13 protein-coding genes are annotated in these 17,340 nt (G+C 74.0%); 6 read left to right on the forward strand and 7 right to left on the reverse strand.

Features of this window, described 5'->3' with window-relative positions; genetic code table 11:
• Positions 1-115: 115 nt before the first annotated feature.
• Positions 116-709: a TetR/AcrR family transcriptional regulator gene (locus AB0G50_RS03285; protein WP_360101701.1), complete on the reverse strand. Its 594-nt coding sequence runs from the start codon at positions 707-709 to the stop codon at positions 116-118.
• Positions 710-931: 222 nt separating this feature from the next.
• Here AB0G50_RS03285 and AB0G50_RS03290 point away from each other — a divergent pair, with 222 nt between their 5' ends.
• From AB0G50_RS03290 to AB0G50_RS03300, 3 genes are read left to right on the forward strand one after another with little or no spacing between them, the layout of a single operon-like run.
• Positions 932-1,087 carry a hypothetical protein gene (locus AB0G50_RS03290; protein WP_360101703.1) on the forward strand — a complete coding sequence of 52 codons (156 nt, stop codon included), beginning with the start codon at positions 932-934 and terminating at the stop codon, positions 1,085-1,087.
• Between the two features lie 54 nt (positions 1,088-1,141).
• The gene (locus tag AB0G50_RS03295) at positions 1,142-1,465 is read left to right on the forward strand and encodes a hypothetical protein (RefSeq protein WP_360101705.1); all 324 of its coding nucleotides are present in this window, start codon (positions 1,142-1,144) and stop codon (positions 1,463-1,465) included.
• Complete coding sequence (locus tag AB0G50_RS03300) at positions 1,462-5,106, forward strand: tetratricopeptide repeat protein (protein WP_360101707.1); 3,645 nt, start codon at positions 1,462-1,464, stop codon at positions 5,104-5,106. Before AB0G50_RS03295 ends, AB0G50_RS03300 begins: the two co-directional genes overlap by 4 nt.
• 21 nt (positions 5,107-5,127) lie before the next feature.
• On the opposite strand, the gene AB0G50_RS03305 is transcribed toward AB0G50_RS03300, so the two are convergent.
• Together AB0G50_RS03305 and AB0G50_RS03310 are read right to left on the reverse strand one after the other, a co-directional pair.
• Positions 5,128-6,174, reverse strand: coding sequence for a pyridoxal-phosphate dependent enzyme (locus AB0G50_RS03305; RefSeq protein WP_360101709.1), 1,047 nt, complete (start codon positions 6,172-6,174; stop codon positions 5,128-5,130).
• Positions 6,175-6,181: 7 nt separating this feature from the next.
• Entirely contained in the window at positions 6,182-6,652 is a 471-nt protein-coding gene (locus AB0G50_RS03310; protein WP_360101711.1) for a hypothetical protein, read from the reverse strand.
• A 132-nt stretch (positions 6,653-6,784) separates the two neighbouring features.
• On the opposite strand from AB0G50_RS03310, the gene AB0G50_RS03315 reads away from it, so the two are divergent.
• From AB0G50_RS03315 to AB0G50_RS03325, 3 genes are all read left to right on the forward strand, one after another.
• Positions 6,785-10,456: an SEFIR domain-containing protein gene (locus AB0G50_RS03315; protein ID WP_360101713.1), complete on the forward strand. Its 3,672-nt coding sequence runs from the start codon at positions 6,785-6,787 to the stop codon at positions 10,454-10,456.
• Between the two features lie 133 nt (positions 10,457-10,589).
• Positions 10,590-11,324 carry a hypothetical protein gene (locus AB0G50_RS03320; RefSeq protein ID WP_360101715.1) on the forward strand — a complete coding sequence of 245 codons (735 nt, stop codon included), beginning with the start codon at positions 10,590-10,592 and terminating at the stop codon, positions 11,322-11,324.
• 88 nt (positions 11,325-11,412) lie between these two features.
• Positions 11,413-13,224: a SpoIIE family protein phosphatase gene (locus tag AB0G50_RS03325; protein WP_360101717.1), complete on the forward strand. Its 1,812-nt coding sequence runs from the start codon at positions 11,413-11,415 to the stop codon at positions 13,222-13,224.
• Between the two features lie 18 nt (positions 13,225-13,242).
• Here AB0G50_RS03325 and AB0G50_RS03330 read toward each other — a convergent pair whose 3' ends face one another.
• The 4 genes from AB0G50_RS03330 to AB0G50_RS03345 form a co-directional block, all read right to left on the reverse strand.
• The gene (locus AB0G50_RS03330; protein ID WP_360101719.1) at positions 13,243-14,058 is read right to left on the reverse strand and encodes a hypothetical protein; all 816 of its coding nucleotides are present in this window, start codon (positions 14,056-14,058) and stop codon (positions 13,243-13,245) included.
• Positions 14,059-14,074: 16 nt separating this feature from the next.
• Positions 14,075-14,359, reverse strand: coding sequence for an acyl carrier protein (locus AB0G50_RS03335; RefSeq protein ID WP_360101721.1), 285 nt, complete (start codon positions 14,357-14,359; stop codon positions 14,075-14,077).
• A 22-nt stretch (positions 14,360-14,381) separates the two neighbouring features.
• Entirely contained in the window at positions 14,382-16,097 is a 1,716-nt protein-coding gene (locus tag AB0G50_RS03340; protein WP_360101723.1) for a fatty acyl-AMP ligase, read from the reverse strand.
• A 72-nt stretch (positions 16,098-16,169) separates the two neighbouring features.
• Complete coding sequence (locus AB0G50_RS03345) at positions 16,170-16,964, reverse strand: hypothetical protein (protein WP_360101725.1); 795 nt, start codon at positions 16,962-16,964, stop codon at positions 16,170-16,172.
• Positions 16,965-17,340: the final 376 nt, after the last annotated feature.

Raw genomic sequence — 17,340 nt, forward strand, 5'->3', positions numbered from 1 at the left:
CCTCCACCCACGACCCGGCCGACTCCGCCGGGTCCGACACCTCGTGCCACGCCAGCGCCGCCTCGCGGTACGCGGCCGCCGCGGGCGAGCGGGCCGCCCCTTCTTCCGTGCCGTGCTACGGCCGCACGAGCCGTTCGAAGAACGTGTCCAGGTGCTGCCGCTGGAGCTTCTTGGTCGAGTGCCGGGGACCGACGAGGCTCATCACGTTGGCGCCCGCGTTCATCAGCACGATCTCGTCCACCAGTTGGTCATCCGGCACCGCGGTGAGGATGTCCCCGTCCGCGCGGCCCTGGCGGATGTGCTCGTGCAGCAGGCCCCGCCACGCCTTGAGGTGCTCCAGGTACCGGTCGTGCAGCGCCTTGTTGGCCAGGGACATCTCCCAGAACGCCATCAGCACCCTCCCGGCGGTGATCCGCTTGGCGTCCAGCGGCATCGCGCCGTAGCACATCGCGCGCAGCGCCTCCAGTCCGGTGTGGACCTTCGTTCCTCCCGCTATGTGGTCGTTCATCATGGAGAGGGCTCTGTTGAAGGTCGCCTCGACGAGCGCGTCCTTGCTCGGGAAGTACCGCTTCAACGCGCCGTTGGCGAACCCGGCGGCGGTCGCGATCTCCCGCATGGTGGCGGCTTCCAGGCCGCCCCGCACGATCAGGCCCCAGGTCACGTCGACGATGTGTTCGCGACGTTGGTCGTGGTCGATGACCTTGGGCATCCGCGCTCCCGGTTGTCCGTCGGTTAGTCTACGTCTGTAGTATATCCGGCTGGGCCGGTCGGGCGTCCGCTCGCGGGTGCTGCGCGGTGAAGGATGAAGATACCCGGCGGAGTCGGCGCGGGCTACGAGCCGACGATTACTCGACTTCGGAAGATCGAGGTGTCCCCGCCGGCGCGGCGGGGTATGTCCGGGGTGACCATCCCCTCGGACAACGGAGTCGACATGCCCTGGGTAGAGCGCCATCGCCGACGCACGCCGTACAGCTGGTTCCAGCGGACCACGGTCCGCAGCCACTACCGCCGTCCCGCGGGCCGCATCCCGATCCTGCCCATCGCGATCGCCCTCGTGGTGATCGTCGTGCTCATCGCCATCTTCTGACGCCCGCGCGCGGCGTAGCGTGGTCGACACGGTCCGGCTCGGGTGGAGGCGTGGATGGCCAGGCGGTCGCCGTGGTGGGTGGTGCTGTGGTTCGGGGTGCCGGTGCTCGTAGGCGGGGGACTGCTGTGGTTGGGGCTGTTCCTCCGCGGCCAGGGCCTGGAGCGGGCCGACCAGTTCTCCAGCGTGTTCGGGCTGTTCCTCAACGTGGTCGGCGTGCTCGTCGGGATCGGCGGGCTCGTCGTCGGGGTGTGGTCGCTGCGCGAGGCGCGGCGTTCCGGTGACGGTGCCGCCGACGGCGGTTCGGTGGTCGGCACGGTGCACTCCGGGCGCGACACCTACGTCTCGCGGGGTGACCAGCACTTCGGCGACCGCCGGTGAGCGGTGACTTCGCGGTCGGCCGGGTGAGCGCCGACCGGGACGCCTACGTGGCCCGCACCCAGTTCTTCGACCGGCCGCCCTACCTCGTGGAGCCGTTCGCGCCGGCCGAACCGGCGCCGGACGGGCACTTGCGGGAGGTCGCGCCCAGCGAGTGGCTGGCGGCGCGCACCGCCGTGGTCGACTTCGTCGGGCGCGAGGACGAACTGGCCGCGTTGACGCGGTGGGCCCGGTCGGACGCGCCGCGCGCGGTGCGGGTGCTGCACGCCGACGGAGGCGCGGGCAAGACGCGGTTGGCCGACCGGTTCGCGCGCGAGGTCGACCTGCCGGTGGTGACGGCGCGGTACGGACGCGGCCGGCACGGCGGTGGTGAGGTCGACACCGCGTCGGTGCTGCTGGTGGACTACGCCGACCGGTGGCCGCGGTCGGCGCTGGAGCGGTTGCTGTGCGAGGACTTCGCGACGCGGGACCGGGTGCGGGTGCTGCTGCTCGCCCGGACCGCCGGACCCTGGTGGGACGGGTTGCGGAGTCCGTTGCGGGACAGCGGGTACGAGCTGTCCCACCACGAGCTGACGGCGGACGACGGCGAGCGGCGGGCCGAGCTGTTCGACTCGGCGGTGCGTCGGTTCGCCGACGTGTGGGGGTTGGCCGAGGCCGACCGGCCGACCGGGGTCGACCCCCGGCACACCTCCGCGCTGACCGTGCTGATGGGCGCGCTGGTCCAGGTCGACGCGGCGGTGCGCGGGGTCCGGCCGCCGACCGACCCCGGTGAGCTGTCCTCGTACCTGCGCGACCGCGAGCACGCGCACTGGGCGAAGCTGGCCGAGGCGGGCCAGGTCGACGCCACGCCGCGGGAGATGGCCCGGGTGGTCGCGCTCGGCACGCTGCTCGGCGGTGTCGACTACGCCGAGGCGCTGAAGGTGTTGCGGTACTTCGGGTTGGCCGACTCCGACGCGGCCGCGGGCCGGCTGCTCGACGCGCACACCGCGTGCTACCCGCCCGATTCCGGCGCCGTGCTGCGGCCGATGCGCCCCGACCGGCTCGGCGAGGACTTCCTGGCGTCGCTGCTGCCCGGTCCGGGCGCCGGCGACGGGGGCGCCGCGCACCTGGTGCGGACCGTGCTGCTCGACGGCCGGCCGGACTTCGCGCCGCGTCGGCACGCCGCGTGGACCACCGTGACCGACACCGGAGCGCGCTGGCCGCACATCAGGGACCTCGTTCTCGGGCTGCTGACCGAGGATCCCGGCCTCGACGTGGGCGCGCCCGCGCTGACGGCGGTGGCCGGTTTCGCGCCGATCGGGCTGTTGGTCCGGGTGGAGCAACGATTCCCGGTCGGCCGGCACGTCGAACTCGACGTGGCGATGGCGGACGTGGCGCGGCGGGTCACCGCGCACCGCCTGTCGGGCACGGCGGATCCCGCCGCACGCGCGCGGCTGCACTTCGCGCTGAGCGTGCGGCTGGCCGACGCCGGCGACGCCGCGCCCGCGCTCGACCACGCGCGCAAAGCCGTCGAGCTGCACCGGGCGCACGGCCGGGAGTCGTTGCCGGAACTGGGCATCGCGTGGAACAACCTCGGTTTCCGGCTCTCCGACCTCGGTCGGCACGAAGACGCGCTCGCCGCGACCCGGGAGGCGGTCCGGCTGAGCCGGGTGGCCGCCGAGGTCGCGCCCGACCTGTTCACCTCGCCGTACGCGGTGGCGCTGAGCAACTTCGCCGTCGATCTCAACCGGATGAACCGGTTCGCCGAGGCGGCGGACGCGGCCGAACGGGCGCGCGAGATCCTGGAACGCGACCCGAAGGCGGTGCCGCACCTGGCGCTCGCGCTGTGGAACCAGGCCGAGGCGTTCGCGGGCGCGGGCCGGTCGGCGGAGGCAGTGGACCTGTTGCGGCGCAGCGTCGGGCTGTTCGCCGAGCTGGCTGCCACCGCGCCGTCGACCCACCTGCCCGAACTGGTGCGGGCCCGGACCAGGTTGGCGCACCTGCTGGTCGACACCGACGTCGAGGCGGCGCGGACCGAGGCGGACGCGGCGGTGCGGGCCGGTCGGGCGCTGCACGCGACGAACCCCGCCGCGCACGGCGTCGGGTTCCTGGCCGCGCTCGACGTCGCGGGTCGGGTCCGGCACCGGGTGGGCGACCACGCGGCCGCGGCCGAGATCCAGTTCGAGGCGCTGGACCTGAGGCGTGCCGGGGAGTCCGAACCCGACGCGGACCACGCGACCGACGGGCCGCACCTGCTGGTCGAGTGCCTGCGCGCCCTCGGTCGGGTGCGGGAAAGCCTGCGGATCGCCCGGGAGGCGGTGGAGATCCGCCGCCGGGACGTACGCCGGCACCCCCGGCGGCACCGGCGTCGGCTGGCGGCGGCGTTGACGACCCTGGGCACCGTGCTGACGTCGATCGGCGCGCACCACGAGGCGCTGGCCGCGTCCGGCGAGGCCCTGGAGATCAGCCGCCGGCGGTACCGGGACGACCCGGACGGCGCGCTCGCCGACTACGCCACCGCGCTGGTGAACCACCAGGTCGACCTGGTCGCCGTCGGTCGCGTCGAGGAGGCCGGGCAGGTGGCCGGGACGGTGCGGGAGTTGACCGCGGCGTGGGACCGGACCGACCGCGGCGGCGTCGTCCTGGCCCGGCTGTTGTTCACCACGGCGATCCACCTGCTGGGCGTGGACGCCGAGGACGCGCTGCGCGCGGTGGACGACGCGCTCGCGCTCCACGCCCGCCTGGGCACGACCGACGACGCGCCCGCCCGCGCCCACGTGGTGCGCGGCCTGATCCTCTCCGACCTCGGTCGGCACGCCGAGGCCGTGGCGGCGTGCACCACCGGGGTGGCCGGGTTCCGGGCGTTGGCCGGCCCGGCGCCGTCGGTGCACGGCCGAGGGTTGCTGCGGGCGTTGCGGCTGCTGTCCGTGGTGCGGCACAAGGGGGAGCGGCCGGACGACGACGTGCTGGACGAGGCGGTGGCGGTGAGCCGCGCGCTCGCCGCGCTGCCGACCGACGTGGTCGACCAGGACACCGTGGCCGAGCACCTGGAACTGGCCGTGCTGCTGCACGACCGCGGTCGGGAGGCGGACGCGGTGGACTCGGACCGACGGGCCGTCGAGGCGCACCCCGAGGCGTCGGCCGCCGGGCACCCGGTCCTCGCGGAACGCGCGCAGCTACGGGGTTTCCGCGCGCTGGAGGCCGGTCGGCTCACCGAGTCGATCGCGCTGTCCCGGATGGGCGTCGAGCACTTCGCCCGGCTGGCCGACCACGAGGGCGAGGTCCTCGGTCGGGAGAACACCTACCTGGCGCTGCGCGCGGCGCGGCGGTACCCGGAGGCGGCGGACGAGCTGGTGGCGCTCGTGCGCCCGTTGGTACAGGGCGGTTTCACCGACCGGACCCGCCACTACCGCGCGGAGATCGCGGACAGCGCGCGGATCCTGGCCGACCGCGGGTCGCCGGTGGTGCGGGACTGGGCGCGGGAGGAGGACCTGGCGCGGGTGGTCGCGGAACGGGGTGCCGACGCGGTGCGGGCGACCGGGGTGCTGCTGGTCGACCGCGGTCAGGACGTGCTGGAGGTGCTGGGCTCGCTGGAGGCGGCCGACCGGACGCGCTTCCTCGCCCGGTACGTCGAGGAACTCCGGCGGTGGCCCGAACAGCCGTAGTCGGCGGCGGCGCGGGGGCGTTCAGCGGTCGCGCCACTCGCCGGTGCGCCGGAAGTGGTCGAGCGTCGCGGCGGGTGTGGCGAGGTCCCAGCCCTTCGCGGTGGTCCACCGGTTGTCGTAGTACGTGTCGACGTGCGCGCGGGCCGAGTCGGCGGCGATCAGGACCACCGGGCCCCGCGCGCCCTCCTGCCTCATCCGGTCGACCAGGTGGAGCGCGCCCCACAGCGCCGCGCCGGTCGACGGGCCCGCGTGCACGCCCGTGGTGGCGGCGAAGTGCCGCATCGCCGCGACCGCCGCCGCGTCCGGCACCGGGATCACCAGGTCCACCACCGCCGGGTCGAACGCCGGCTCCACCCGCGGCCTGCCGATGCCGTCGATGGCCGACGGCATCCCGGTGGCGTAGTCCGCGCGGTCGGTGACCCATCCCGGGAAGTACGCGGAGTTCTCCGGGTCGACGACGGCGATCCGGGTCGGCAGGCCGTGGTGGCGGACGAACCGGCCCACCGCGCGGGAACTCGCGCCGGTGCCGACGCCCAGCACGATCCAGGCCGGCGGTTCGGGCAGGTCGGCCAGGATCTCGGCGGCCAGCGGGGTGTCGGGCACCCGCGCGTCGACGCTGTCCGCGAGCGCGTGGAGGTGGTCGAGGTAGTGGGCGCCGGTGACCTCGGCCAGCACGCGCGCTTGGTCGTAGATCGCGATCGGCGGACCCGCCGGGTGCCACCGACCGCCCTGCTCCTCGATCCGGGCGAGCCGGGCCCGGGCGGTCTTGCGCGGCACCACGGCGGTGAACGGCAGGCCGAGCAGCCGCGCGAAGTGCGCCTCCGCCACGGCCGTGTTGCCGCCGGTCGCCTCCACGAGCGGGGTGCCCTCGGTGATCCGGCCGGCGCGCACCGCGTCCAGCACCAGGTCGCGGGCGAACCGGTGCTTCACGCTGCCGGTCGGGTGCACCGTCTCGTCCTTGACGTGCAGGGAGATCCGCCGGTCGACCGGTACCGGGCACCGGCGCAGCGGGGTGGGTCCGACGGGGGTCAGCAGGCGGACCGCGCGTCGCCGGAACCTCTCGGACATCCTCGCCTCACACCGGGTTCAGCCGGTCCCGCACCGAGCGGGCGAGCACGCCGCCGCCCGGGTCGCGGTCCAGCTTGCCGCGCCGGACCAGGTCGTGGACGCCCTGCCGGGTGATGCCCAGCATCGCGCCCGCCACCGCGACCGGCACGACGTCGGCGGTCGGGTGGCCGAACCGCCGCGCGACCAGGTCGCCGAACGGCGTCCGCCACCACGACGCGGGCGGCGCGAACTCCGGGCCGTCCTGGTACACCGCCGACACGATCCGGGTCGCGGTCTCCCGGGCCAGGCGCTCGTTCCGGCCGGTGACCTGGGCCGCCCACACGTCCGCCTCGGCCTCCACCCGGCGGCGCAGCGCGGTGGTGGCGGCCGCGTCCAGCAGCACGGCCAACGGGTCCAACAGCTTCGCGGTCACGTCGAGGCGCAGTTGCCGGGCGACGGCGGTGTGCGTCGCGGTCGACGGCTCGGACCACTCGGGCATCGGTTCCCCCTCCCGGACAGGCGCACGGTAGCAGCTACTTGACGCGTGTCGTCAAGTAGTCGGAACCCGGCTCCGAAGCGCACCGGCGAACGCCGGACCACGGCGGGTCGTGGTCCGTTAAGGTGCTCAGCCGTGGTCGGACCCCGTGCGTTCGTGACGTACTCGCACGACACGACCGCGCACGTCCGCGCCGTGCGCGAACTCGCGGAGTTCCTGCGCGACCGCGACGTCGACGTGGTGCTGGACCAGTGGGTCGACGGGCCGCGGGTCAACTGGGCCGAGTGGGCCGAGCGCGAACTGCGCGTCGCCGACTTCGTGCTGGTGGTCGTCTCGCCGGGGTACCTGCGGCGGGTCGACCCGCGCGCGCCGGACGGCGAGGGCTGGGGCGCGCGGTACGAGGCCAAGATCATCCGCGAGCTGCTGACCGCCGAGCCGGACCACTGGGAGCCGCGGGTGCTGCCCGTGCTGCTGCCCGGCCGGCACGCGCGGGAGATCCCGCTGTTCCTCCTGCCCCACTCGGCCACCCACTTCCCGGTCGCCGCGCTCACCGACCAGGGCGCGGACGACCTGCTGCGCGCCCTGCGGACCGACCCCGACCGGGACCGCGCGGGCCGGCTGTGGACCCCGCCCGCGCTCGCCGACGCCCGCGACCGGGTGGTGTCGCCGACCAGGGCGTCGCTCACCGACCCGGCCCGGCTGATCCTCCCCCTCCAGGAGCGGGACACCCTGCACCGGGTGTTCCTGCCCGCCGTGCGGCAGGCGCTCGCCGACCCGGCCGTGGTGGCCGTGCACGCGGACGCCGGACTCGGGAAGTCCGTGCTGCTGGGCCAGATCCACGACGAGCTGGCCGCCGACCCGGACACCGGCGTGGTGCTGGTGTCGGCGAGCGCGAAGGTGCGCGACCGGCCGCGCGACGCCGCCGAGTTGGACCACCAGTTCGGCGCGGCCGTGCTGCGGTCGGGTCCGCTGTCCGACGTGCTCGCCGCGCAGCGCGCCGCCGGCCTGCGACCGGTGGTGCTGCTGGACACCCTCGACCTGATCCTGGATGCGGCGAGCCGGCCGGTCGTCGTGGCGTGGCTGCGGCGGGTGGTCGACTCCGGCGTGCCGGTCGTGTTCACCTGCCGGTCGTTCGAGTACCAGACCCACCTGGAGCCGCTGGCCGACCGCGCGCCGCTGCTGGCGACGCTGGTCGACCGGCGCGAGGTGTACCGGCTCAGCCGCGCCGAAACCGAGGCGTTCGCGCTCGCGTACCTGCGCGGACTGGCCGAGCCGGGCGCGGATCCCGGGCCGCACGGCCGGTTCCTCGACCGGTTGCTGCACCTGCGGACCACCCGGCGCACGGTGGTGGAGGTGTGCGGCAGCCCGCTGCTGCTCGCGCTCACCTGCCGGCTGTACGCGCCGACCGGCGACGTGCCGGAGGACCTGACCGTGGCCCGGCTGTTCGACAGCTACTGGGGCGCGCACGTGGTGCGCAGCCCGCGCCGGGAGCTGAGCTACGAGGAGTCCGAGGAACGCGGGCGGGTGTGCCTCGCGGGCGGACGCGACCTGTTCGCCCGGTCCGGCACGACGTTCGTGGAGGACTTCAAGGCGACCGACCTGGAACCGCGTCCCGCGCCGGAGGTGGTGGACGAGCTGTGCTCGACCGGCGTGCTGGTCGCGGGCGCCGACCCGGCGTGGTTCCGGTTCTTCCACCAGAGCTTCGCGGAGTGGGTGATCGCGCGGCACCTCGCGGGCGCCGCCGGCGACCGGGCCGAGTTCGCGGCCGCGCTGGCGGACCCGGTGCGACGCGGTCACCTGGCGCCCGTGCTGGTGCAACTGCTGTACGCGCCGGCCGACCCGGCGGCCTACCGGGCGCTCACGGCCGGGTTGGACGGCGACGACCTGCTGACGTTCCGCGCGCTGGCGCTGGCGGCGGTGACCCGGCGCGAGGTGGCCGAGGTGCGCGCGCTGGCCGAGCGGGCGGTCGGGTTGTCGCCGGAGCACCAGCGGCACTTCGCCGACGCGATCGCGGGCGCGCCCGAGGACGTGCTGGGCGAACTCGTCGCGGTGGTGTGCGGGATCTTCGGCGAGGTCGCGCAGGACGCGGTGTTCGCGGTGGCCAAGGCGCTCGGCTCGGTGGTCGGGCGGATGGCGGCGGACCGGGACCGCGCGCTGCGGTCGGCGGTGGAGGCGGTGCTGCAACGCCGGTCGGCGATGGCGGACCGGGTGCTCGCGGACGAGGTCGCGCACGTGCTGCTGACCGGTTTCGACGAGGCGGTGACCGCGCCGACCGACGCGGATCTCCTGGTGCTCCAGGAGTACTACGGTCGCACGGGCATCCTCGGCCGGTCCCGGATCCTGCGCCTGCACACCACCGGCTCACCCGGTCCGGCCGCGGGGCTGCTCCGGGTCGCGATGGCGAACCGGTTGCCCGGGCAGGTGGTCGCGGAGGCCGTCGCGGTCGCGACCCTGGTGCTGGACGACCCGGAGGCGGCGCGCGGGTTGGGGTGGACGGACTGGCGCGCGGTGCTGTGCCTGCCCTGCGCGAAGGGGTGGGACGAGGTGCAGGGCGAACTCGTGGCGACGGCGGTGGTGGACCGCGGCACGGTGGCGCTCGCGGACGTGCTGGCGCTGGCCCTGTCGGCGGACCGGGTGCCGGCGCAACGCGCGTTGTACGTGGCCGAGAAGGCCGCCGTCCGCGCGCCCGCCCGGGTGGTCGACCTGCTGGTGGCCCGACCCGCGCCGCGCGACCGGCGGGCGATCGGCCTGGTGCGGACGGTGCTGCTGAAAACGCCCGGCACCGACGCCGGGTCGGCGCTGCGCGTGGTGGAGTGGCTGGAACCGGTGGTGGCGGACAACCGCGCGCTGGTGGTGCAGGCGATGGTGCAGGCGGCGCGAGGACATCCGGCGCTGCTGGCGCGCGCGATGACCCACGCCGAGGGCCTGCCTGAGAACGAGCTGGCCCGGGTCGTGGTGACGGTGCTGGACGCGTGCCCCGCGCGCGGGTTGCCGGAACTGGTGCCCCACCTGCGTCCACTGTCCACTTCGGACCGCGAGTTGGCCGGCCGGGTGGCGGGTTCCCTGGCGCCGTGGGACGAGCCGAGCCGGCGGCGGTGCGTCGAGCTGGTGCTGGGCGGTTCGGTCGGCGCGTCCCGGGCGGCGGCGCACCGGTTGGTGACGGTGGCGCGGGAACTGGGGTGGTTCGACGCGGAGCTGGCGGCGGTGCTGCTGGCCACCAGGACACCGGGCGCGGCGCGGGACGTGGCCGAGTGGATCGGGTCGCTGGGCCTGCCGTTGACGCCCGGGTTGGCCGAGGCCGTGGTCGACGCGGTGTCGGCGCGGCACGCGGACCCCGTGGTGGAGGCGCTGCTCGACGTGGTGGCGGCGGATGTGCGCCTGGCTGGTCCGTCGGTCCGGCACGCCGAGGCCGTGCTGCGGTCCTCGCTCGCCGCCGCGACCCGGACGCGGGCGCGCGGCGCGCTGCGGGTGCTGAGATCGTTGCTGGAGCGCGGGAAAACCCCCGACCTGCGTCCGCCGTGGTTGCGCGAACTGGTGACCGAGGCGCTGGGGTCGCCCGCCCTGGACGGCGCGGTGGACGACCTGGAACGGGTGATCGTCACCGCGGGCCGGGCGTTTCGCGGCGACCGGACGTCGGTGCTGGACGAGCTGTTGGCGCGCCTGCCGGAGTTGGCGGGCGAGGTGCAGTTGGCCGCGGCCAGGGCGACCCGGTTGGAACGCGGCGAGTCGAGCGCCGACTTCCGGGCGTTGGCGCACCGGGCGACCGATCCCCGCGCCCGCAGTTTCGTGGTGCGGCACCTGGCGTGACGGGGGAGTCGTAGCAGAAACCCGCGCCGCTGTCCGGCCATCGGGGTGATCGGCGGATTGTTCCGCCGAAAGGGTTTCCGTCGGTAACGGCGGTCCACTCCGGCGCGTCTGACTGGACATGGACGAAGAACCGGTGGACGAGACCTTGCCCGTGCTGGCCGAGATCACCGTGCCCCGGCGGCGGACCGCCGTGGTCGTGCCGGTGCCCTGGGAGGTGCACGGCCTGCGGCGCACCCTGGACGTGCGGGTGCCGGCCGCGGTGCCCGACGGCGCGCGGTTACCGCTCGGGCCGCCGGCCGAGGGCCACGTGGTGCTGGTGCACGTGCGGGGTGGCCTGACCACCGGGCGGGTGCTCGCGACGGCCGGTGTCGCGGCGATCCTCGGTCTGGTGGCGTACGGCCTCACCCCGGACCGCTCGACCCCCGTCGCCGCGCCCGTGGTGATCACGACGCCGCGGCCGGTCTACACCGTCGCGCCGACGACCACGTACGAGGCCGCGCCCGTTCCGACGGCCACGGGCACGGCGCCGACCTGGGTCCCCGAGCTCCCGACGACCACGTACGGCCTGCCGGAGCTGCACAGCGAGCTGTCCGTCGACCGGCTGAAGTACGTGTCGGTCGGCTCGTGCGTGGCCAACGACGGCACCGACTCCTCGCCGGACATGCGGTCGGACCCGCTGTGCGCGCCGGGTTCGTACACGGTGCTGCGCCGCAACCCCTACCTCGGCGAGTCGGACTGCGCCGCGCTGCCCGAGAACACCGACGCCTACAAGGTCGACGTGTACAACGTCCACTACCAGTACGGGATCGAGGTCTCCCGGACGCTGTCGCCCGCCGACTCGTACGTGCTGTGCCTGTCGCGGAACTGACGCCGGACCCGCGGCGGAGAGGCTCGACCTCGGCCCCTGTGGTCGAATAGGCACTGCCCGGGGTGTGCGGCAGAGCGGAGTTCGAGGGGTGTCCGACCAGTCGTCCGACCGCGTGCCGGGTGACCTCGCGCGCGGCGCGAGGGTGCGGGCCACCGGCCTCGGCGCGGCGGCCGACCCGGTGATGGACCGGTTCGCGGACCTGGTGCGGATCCAGCTGCGGGTGCCGGTCGCGCTGGTGTCGCTGGTCGAGGTCGACCGCCAGGTGCTGCCCGGCGCGGTCGGGTTGGCGCGGCCGTGGTCCGACGACCGGCAGACGCCGTTGTCGCACTCGTTCTGCCGGCACGTGGTCGCCACCGGCGGACCGCTGGTCGTGGCCGACGCCCGCCTGGACGACCGGCTCGAGGGCAATCTCGCGATCCGCGACCTCGACGTCATCGCCTACGCGGGCATGCCGCTCACCGACGGCGAGGGGACCGTGCTCGGCTCGCTGTGCGCGATCGACAGCGTGCCCCGGGAGTGGACCGAGAGCGAGTTGGGCGCGCTCGCGGACCTGGCCGTCGCGTGCGCCACCGAGTTGCGGCTGCGGCTGGCCGTGCGGGAGGCGGACGTCGAGCGGGCGCGGACCGCGGAGCTGGCCGTGCTCGTGCGGCAGTCCGCGATCCGGGACCGGCTGCTGCTGGTCGCCTCGCAGGCGTTGGCCGGGACGATGAGCCTGGAGCAGATCCGGTACCAGGTGACCGACCTGGTGTCCGGCGAGCTGGCACCCACCTACGTCGGGTTGAGCGTGATCGAGCCCGGCGGGTGGATGCGCCGGATCGCGGACCCGCGCGTGCCGTTCGGTGCCGACGGAGGCGAGTACGAGCACTACCCGGTCGACGCGCCGCTGCTGACCGCGCGGGTGGCCAGGGAGCGGCGGATGCTCTGCTACGAGGACCGCGCCGCCATCGCCGAGCAGTTCCCGGCGCACGTCGTGGCCGTGGTGGCCGCACTCGACGTGGAGGCGATCTGCGTGGCGCCGCTCGTCGGCACCCGCGACGTGCTGGGCGTGCTGGTGTTCGGCTGGGACTCGCCGCGCCCGGTGGACGACTCCGAACGCGCGGTGATCAGCACCATCGCCGCCTACACCGCCCAGGCGCTGGAACGCGCCCGGTACGTGGAGGACCGCGTCCTCGTCGTGCGGCGGATGCAGGAGGCCATGCTCAGCGACCTCCCGGACGTGCCCGGCCTGCGGATGGCCGCCCGCTACCTGCCCGCCGACACCGGCGAACGCGTCGGCGGCGACTGGTACGACGCCGTCCCGCTGCCCACCGCGGCCGGCGGCTCGACCCTGGCCGTCACGGTCGGTGACATCACCGGCCACGACATCCGCGCCGCCACCCTCATGGCCCAGGTCCGCAGCATGCTCCGCCAGGCCGCGTGGGACCACCGCGACCACCCGCCGTCGACCGTCGTGACGGCGCTCGAGGACGCCCTGGCGGGCATCCGGGTCCCCGCCCGCGGCACCCTCCTGCACGCCCACCTCCGCGAGGTCCCGGAGGGCCGGCTCCTGACGTGGACCAACGCGGGCCACCCACCGCCGGTCCTGGTGCCGCCGGACGGCCCGCCCCGCAGTCTCGAGGGTCACGACATCCTGTTCGGCTTCCCCCACCTGCGGCCCCACCGCCGTACCGACCACGAGGTCCTGCTCCTCCCGGGCTCGACCCTGTTCCTGCACACCGACGGCCTGGTCGAGCGCCGCGACAGCAACCTGGACGACCGCACCGCCGAACTCCGCGCCCTGCTCGCCACCACCCCGACCGAGTCCGTGGAGGACCTGGTGGACACCGCCGCCCGGCTGATGCTGGACGGCGGCCAGCGCGACGACGTGGTGGCCCTGGCCATCCACGTGCCGCGGGCGTAGCGGGGCGGGCTCACGACCTCAGTTGTCCCAGGCGGGGCTGGTGTTGGCGGGGAAGGGTGAGCTGGAGGTGCCGTTCACCCAGTCGTCCACGTCCTGCCCGTCCCACTCCAGCAATATGTCGGCGTTGCGCAGGCACATCCCGTAGTCGAGGTTCCCGAAGAGCCTGCTGACGGAGATCTCCTGGTTGAGCTGCTGGTACCCCTTGCCCGACCGGTACTCCATCCGCACCGCGGTCCGGAGCAACCCGAGGCGCACGTTCCCGTCCGCCACGGTCAGCACCCCTTGCTGCACGTTGCTGTTCTTCTCCGGCTGCCCCGGGTTCTCGACCGCCAGCTGGCCGATCTTCTTGATGGAGTCGACGATGCCGGTGAGCGCGTCCTCGGTCACCAGCCCGCCGACCAGGTCGGTCACCGCCCGGACGGCCGGTGACAGCGAGAGCGACGAGATGGAGACGTCACGGCTGTCCTCGGTGATGTCGTAGAGGAACGGCATCGAGGCGAACTGGATTTCGAAGAGGATCCACTGGAAGACGTCGAACACCGTGGACGTCTGGTCGAAGCCGGCGGAGTCCGCGGTTTTGCGCAGGATGGTGGCGGCCACGGACTGCCACGAGCCGAAGGGCGCCAACGGCCCCAGGTCGGGCAGCCGACTGCCGTCCTCGCCGTAGGCGTTGCCGGCACCCGCCTCCTGGCCGTCGTCGGCGAGGACCCGGCCGTCGGGGCCCAGCAGCCCGAGTTCGGCCAGCACCTCCCTCGGCGGTGCCTGCCTGCCCTGTGCCCACAGGGCGATCTCCACCGCTTCCCGCCGCGCCTGCTCCTCGGTCCCCGTGCTCATGGCCACCTCCGGCGGGTCAGGACGGGCGCCCGGCGTACCGCGCGCGCGACTCGCAGATCAACCTCTCGACGTCCCGCACGGTCTGAACCTGGGGAATGGCCTCGAAACCCAGGTTGACCCGGAAGCCCAGCTCGATCGCGCCCAGCAGGCCGAAGAGCTTCAGGGAGTCGACACCCGGCAGCTCCCGCACCGCGGTGGTGTCCTCGATCTCCACGGGACGCTCGGCGCCGCCGAGGTCCAACTTCTCGTGGATCAGGGAGTACAGCTGCTCCCGCTCTCCGGGGTCGAGACGGGTGTTCATGGCCGCTCCTCGTGGTGGTGGGTCAACTCGGGTGGCGGAACACTCCACTGTGGAGCGTCCCGCCGAGGTACTGCCGCCGCGTCTCGCGCCGCCGCACCTTGCCGCTGGAGGTTTTGGGCAGCTCTCCGGGCGCCAGCAGGAGAACCTCCGCGACGGACAGGGACAGCGCCGTCTGCACGTGACCGCGGACCTGCCGTGCCACCGCGGCGGCGTCCCCGGCGCGGAGTTCGGCGACGATCACCACCTCCTCGGTGACCGGGCCCGGCCGGGTGAAGGCCACGACGTTGCCCTTGCGCAGGCCGGGAACCTCGGCCGCGGCCCACTCCACCGTCTGGGGGTCGTGGTTGCGCCCGTTGACGATCAGCAGGTCCTTCTTGCGGCCCGTCACGTAGAGGACGCCGTCCGCCAGGTATCCGCGGTCCCCGGTGCGCAGGCCGTGCGCGGTGAAACCGCGCCGGGTCGCCTCCGGGTCACCGTGGTAGCCCGCGGCCACGCTGGGCCCCTGGAAGACGACTTCGCCGATGTGCCGGTCCGGGAGCGGACTCCCCTCGTCGTCCACGATGACGACCCGGTGGCCCGAGATGGGGCGCCCGCAGGGCACGAAGGTCACCTGCTCGCCGGGCGCCTCCGTGTGCGGGGCCGGCTGCGCGAGGCCGCTCGCGTGGTAGGGCTCCTTCCGGATGGTGTCCGGGGCGAGCGGAACCCCGATGTCGCTGAACGAGATCGCGAGCGTCGCCTCCGCCATGCCGTAGCACGGCACCAGTGCACCCTGCCGCAGCCCCGCCGCCGCGAAGTGCGCCGCGAACGAGCGCAGCGTCTCCGGGTGGTTGGGCTCGGCGCCGCAGCCCACCACCCTCAGGCAGGACAGGTCCAGCCGCCGGAGTTCCTCCGCGGGAGTGTGTTTGACGGCCAACGCCAGGCCGAAGTTCGGCGCGAAGGTCACCGTCGCGCGGTGCCGGCTCACCGCGTCCAGCCAGGTCCTCGGTGAGAGCGCGAAGCGCAGCGTCGGGAGGTAGGTCACCGGGCAGCGCGCGATCAGCGGCGCCAGCACGAAACCGACCAGCCCCATGTCGTGGTACAGGGGCAACCAGCTCACGCCCCGGTCCCGTTCGCGGTCCAGGCCGAGGGCGCCGATGATGGCCGCGCAGTTGGCGAGCACGTTGGCGTGCGTGACCCGCACGCCCTTGGGCGCCGCCGTGCTCCCCGAGGTGAACTGTAGGAACAGCACGTCGTCCGGGAGGATCGGCTCGGGCCGGGGCGCACTCCCCACCAGCGGCTCGGCGAAGAACTCCTCCGGGACGACGACCCGCAAGCCCTCGACCGCCGGGGACAGCGCGTCCACCAGGCTCCGGGGGGTGAACAGCGCGCGGGCTCCCGCCGCGCGGAGGACGTGGGCGGCGTCCGCGAGGTACGCCTCGAACCTGCCGAAACCCAGCGGCGGGTACATCGGGACCGGGACGACGCCCACCGAGACCGCGCCCAGGAAGGTGAGGACGAACTCCCGCTGCTCGGGGATGACGAGCGCGACGCGCTCTCCCTTGCGCAGGCCGCCGCGGAGCAGCAGGCGTCCCCGGCGCAGGGCCTCCCGCGACAGCTCCGACCAGCTCACGACGTGCTCGTGCCCGTCCTCCCGGACGAAGGTGAGGCCACCGTCCGAGTGGTCGAGGTTCTCGGCGAGGACCCGGGTGAAGGTCGAGGCCGTCGCCGTCCCGCGAGGCGGCGCTTCCGCGGAGGACATGGGTACCTGCCCGGGGTGGAGTGCTCCCGGGGTGGCAACCCCGGGAGCCCGGTGGACGTGGACCTACCCGAGCTACTGGTTCCAGGCGGGGCTGTCGTTGGGCGTCTTCGACGCGCTGGCCGTCCCGTTCTCCCAGTCGTTCACGTCCTGGCCGTCCCAGTTGAGCAGCGTGTCGGAGTTGCGCTTGCACTTGTCGAAGTCGAGCACGCCGTAGCCGCGGTAGACCTTGATGCTCTGCTGCAACTGCTCGTACCCCTTGCCCGACCTGTACTCCATCGCCACCTCGGTCCGGACGGCGCCGAGGTAGAGCGAGCTCGCGTGCCGGGACAGGACACCGACCTGCTGGTTGGAGTTCTTCTGCGTCTGGCCCTTGTTCTCCAGTGCCAGCGTGCCGATCTTCTGGATGGTCGTCAGGATCCCCTTGAAGTTCTCCGGCGTCATGATGTTCTCGACCAGATCCGACACCGCGTCGACCGCGCCCTTCAGGGACAGCTTGGTGATGGAGGTGTCGCGGTTGTCGTAGGTGTAGGTCAGGAAGAACGGGATCGTCGCGAACTTGTTGAGGAAGTTCCCCCAGGCGACCGGGTCGAACTCCGCGGTACCGGGGTTGAACCCACTGAGCGTCACCGCCTTGTGCACGATGGTGCTGGCGACGGACTCCCACGACCCGAACGTCGACAGCGACCCCAGATCGGGCAGCACACTCCCGTCACCCGCCGACTTGTTGCCCACCCCCTGGTCGTCACCGCCGGAGTCGAGCCGCGACAGCTCGGCGAGCGTGTCGGCGTCCGGCGCGGGGGAGGGAACCTCCCACAGCGCGATCTCCACGGCTTCCCGGTGCAACTGGGACTGGCTGATCTCGGTCATGACTGCTCCTTGTCCGCGGGTGAAGGTGCCGGGCAGCGGGATGGGGGCCGAGGTCGGGGCACTCGGCTCTCCGGCCGAGGTTTCCCTTGGGGGACAGGAAGTTCCCACCCGAGAACACCCTCGCCGGTCCTGCCGCGCAGCCCCACCGTCGCCCCTCTCCGACCACGCGGCGCGCAACCCGACCGCGCCACCGCGAAACCGGCCCAACTCCCGCCGCCCCAAGCCGATCCGCACTTCGCAGCCTGCCGCGCGACCGGCCCCCGCACAGCCCCCACCAACCGAGTCCACCCGCAAGGCCGAACCACCCACCCCACGCCAGAACCCGCCGCCTCCCAGCACAATCCGCCGCCCCGACCGCACACACCTGCCCGATTCC

Origin of the sequence: Actinosynnema sp. NPDC020468 (genome assembly GCF_040642015.1) — a bacterium.
GTDB lineage: Bacteria > Actinomycetota > Actinomycetes > Mycobacteriales > Pseudonocardiaceae > Actinosynnema.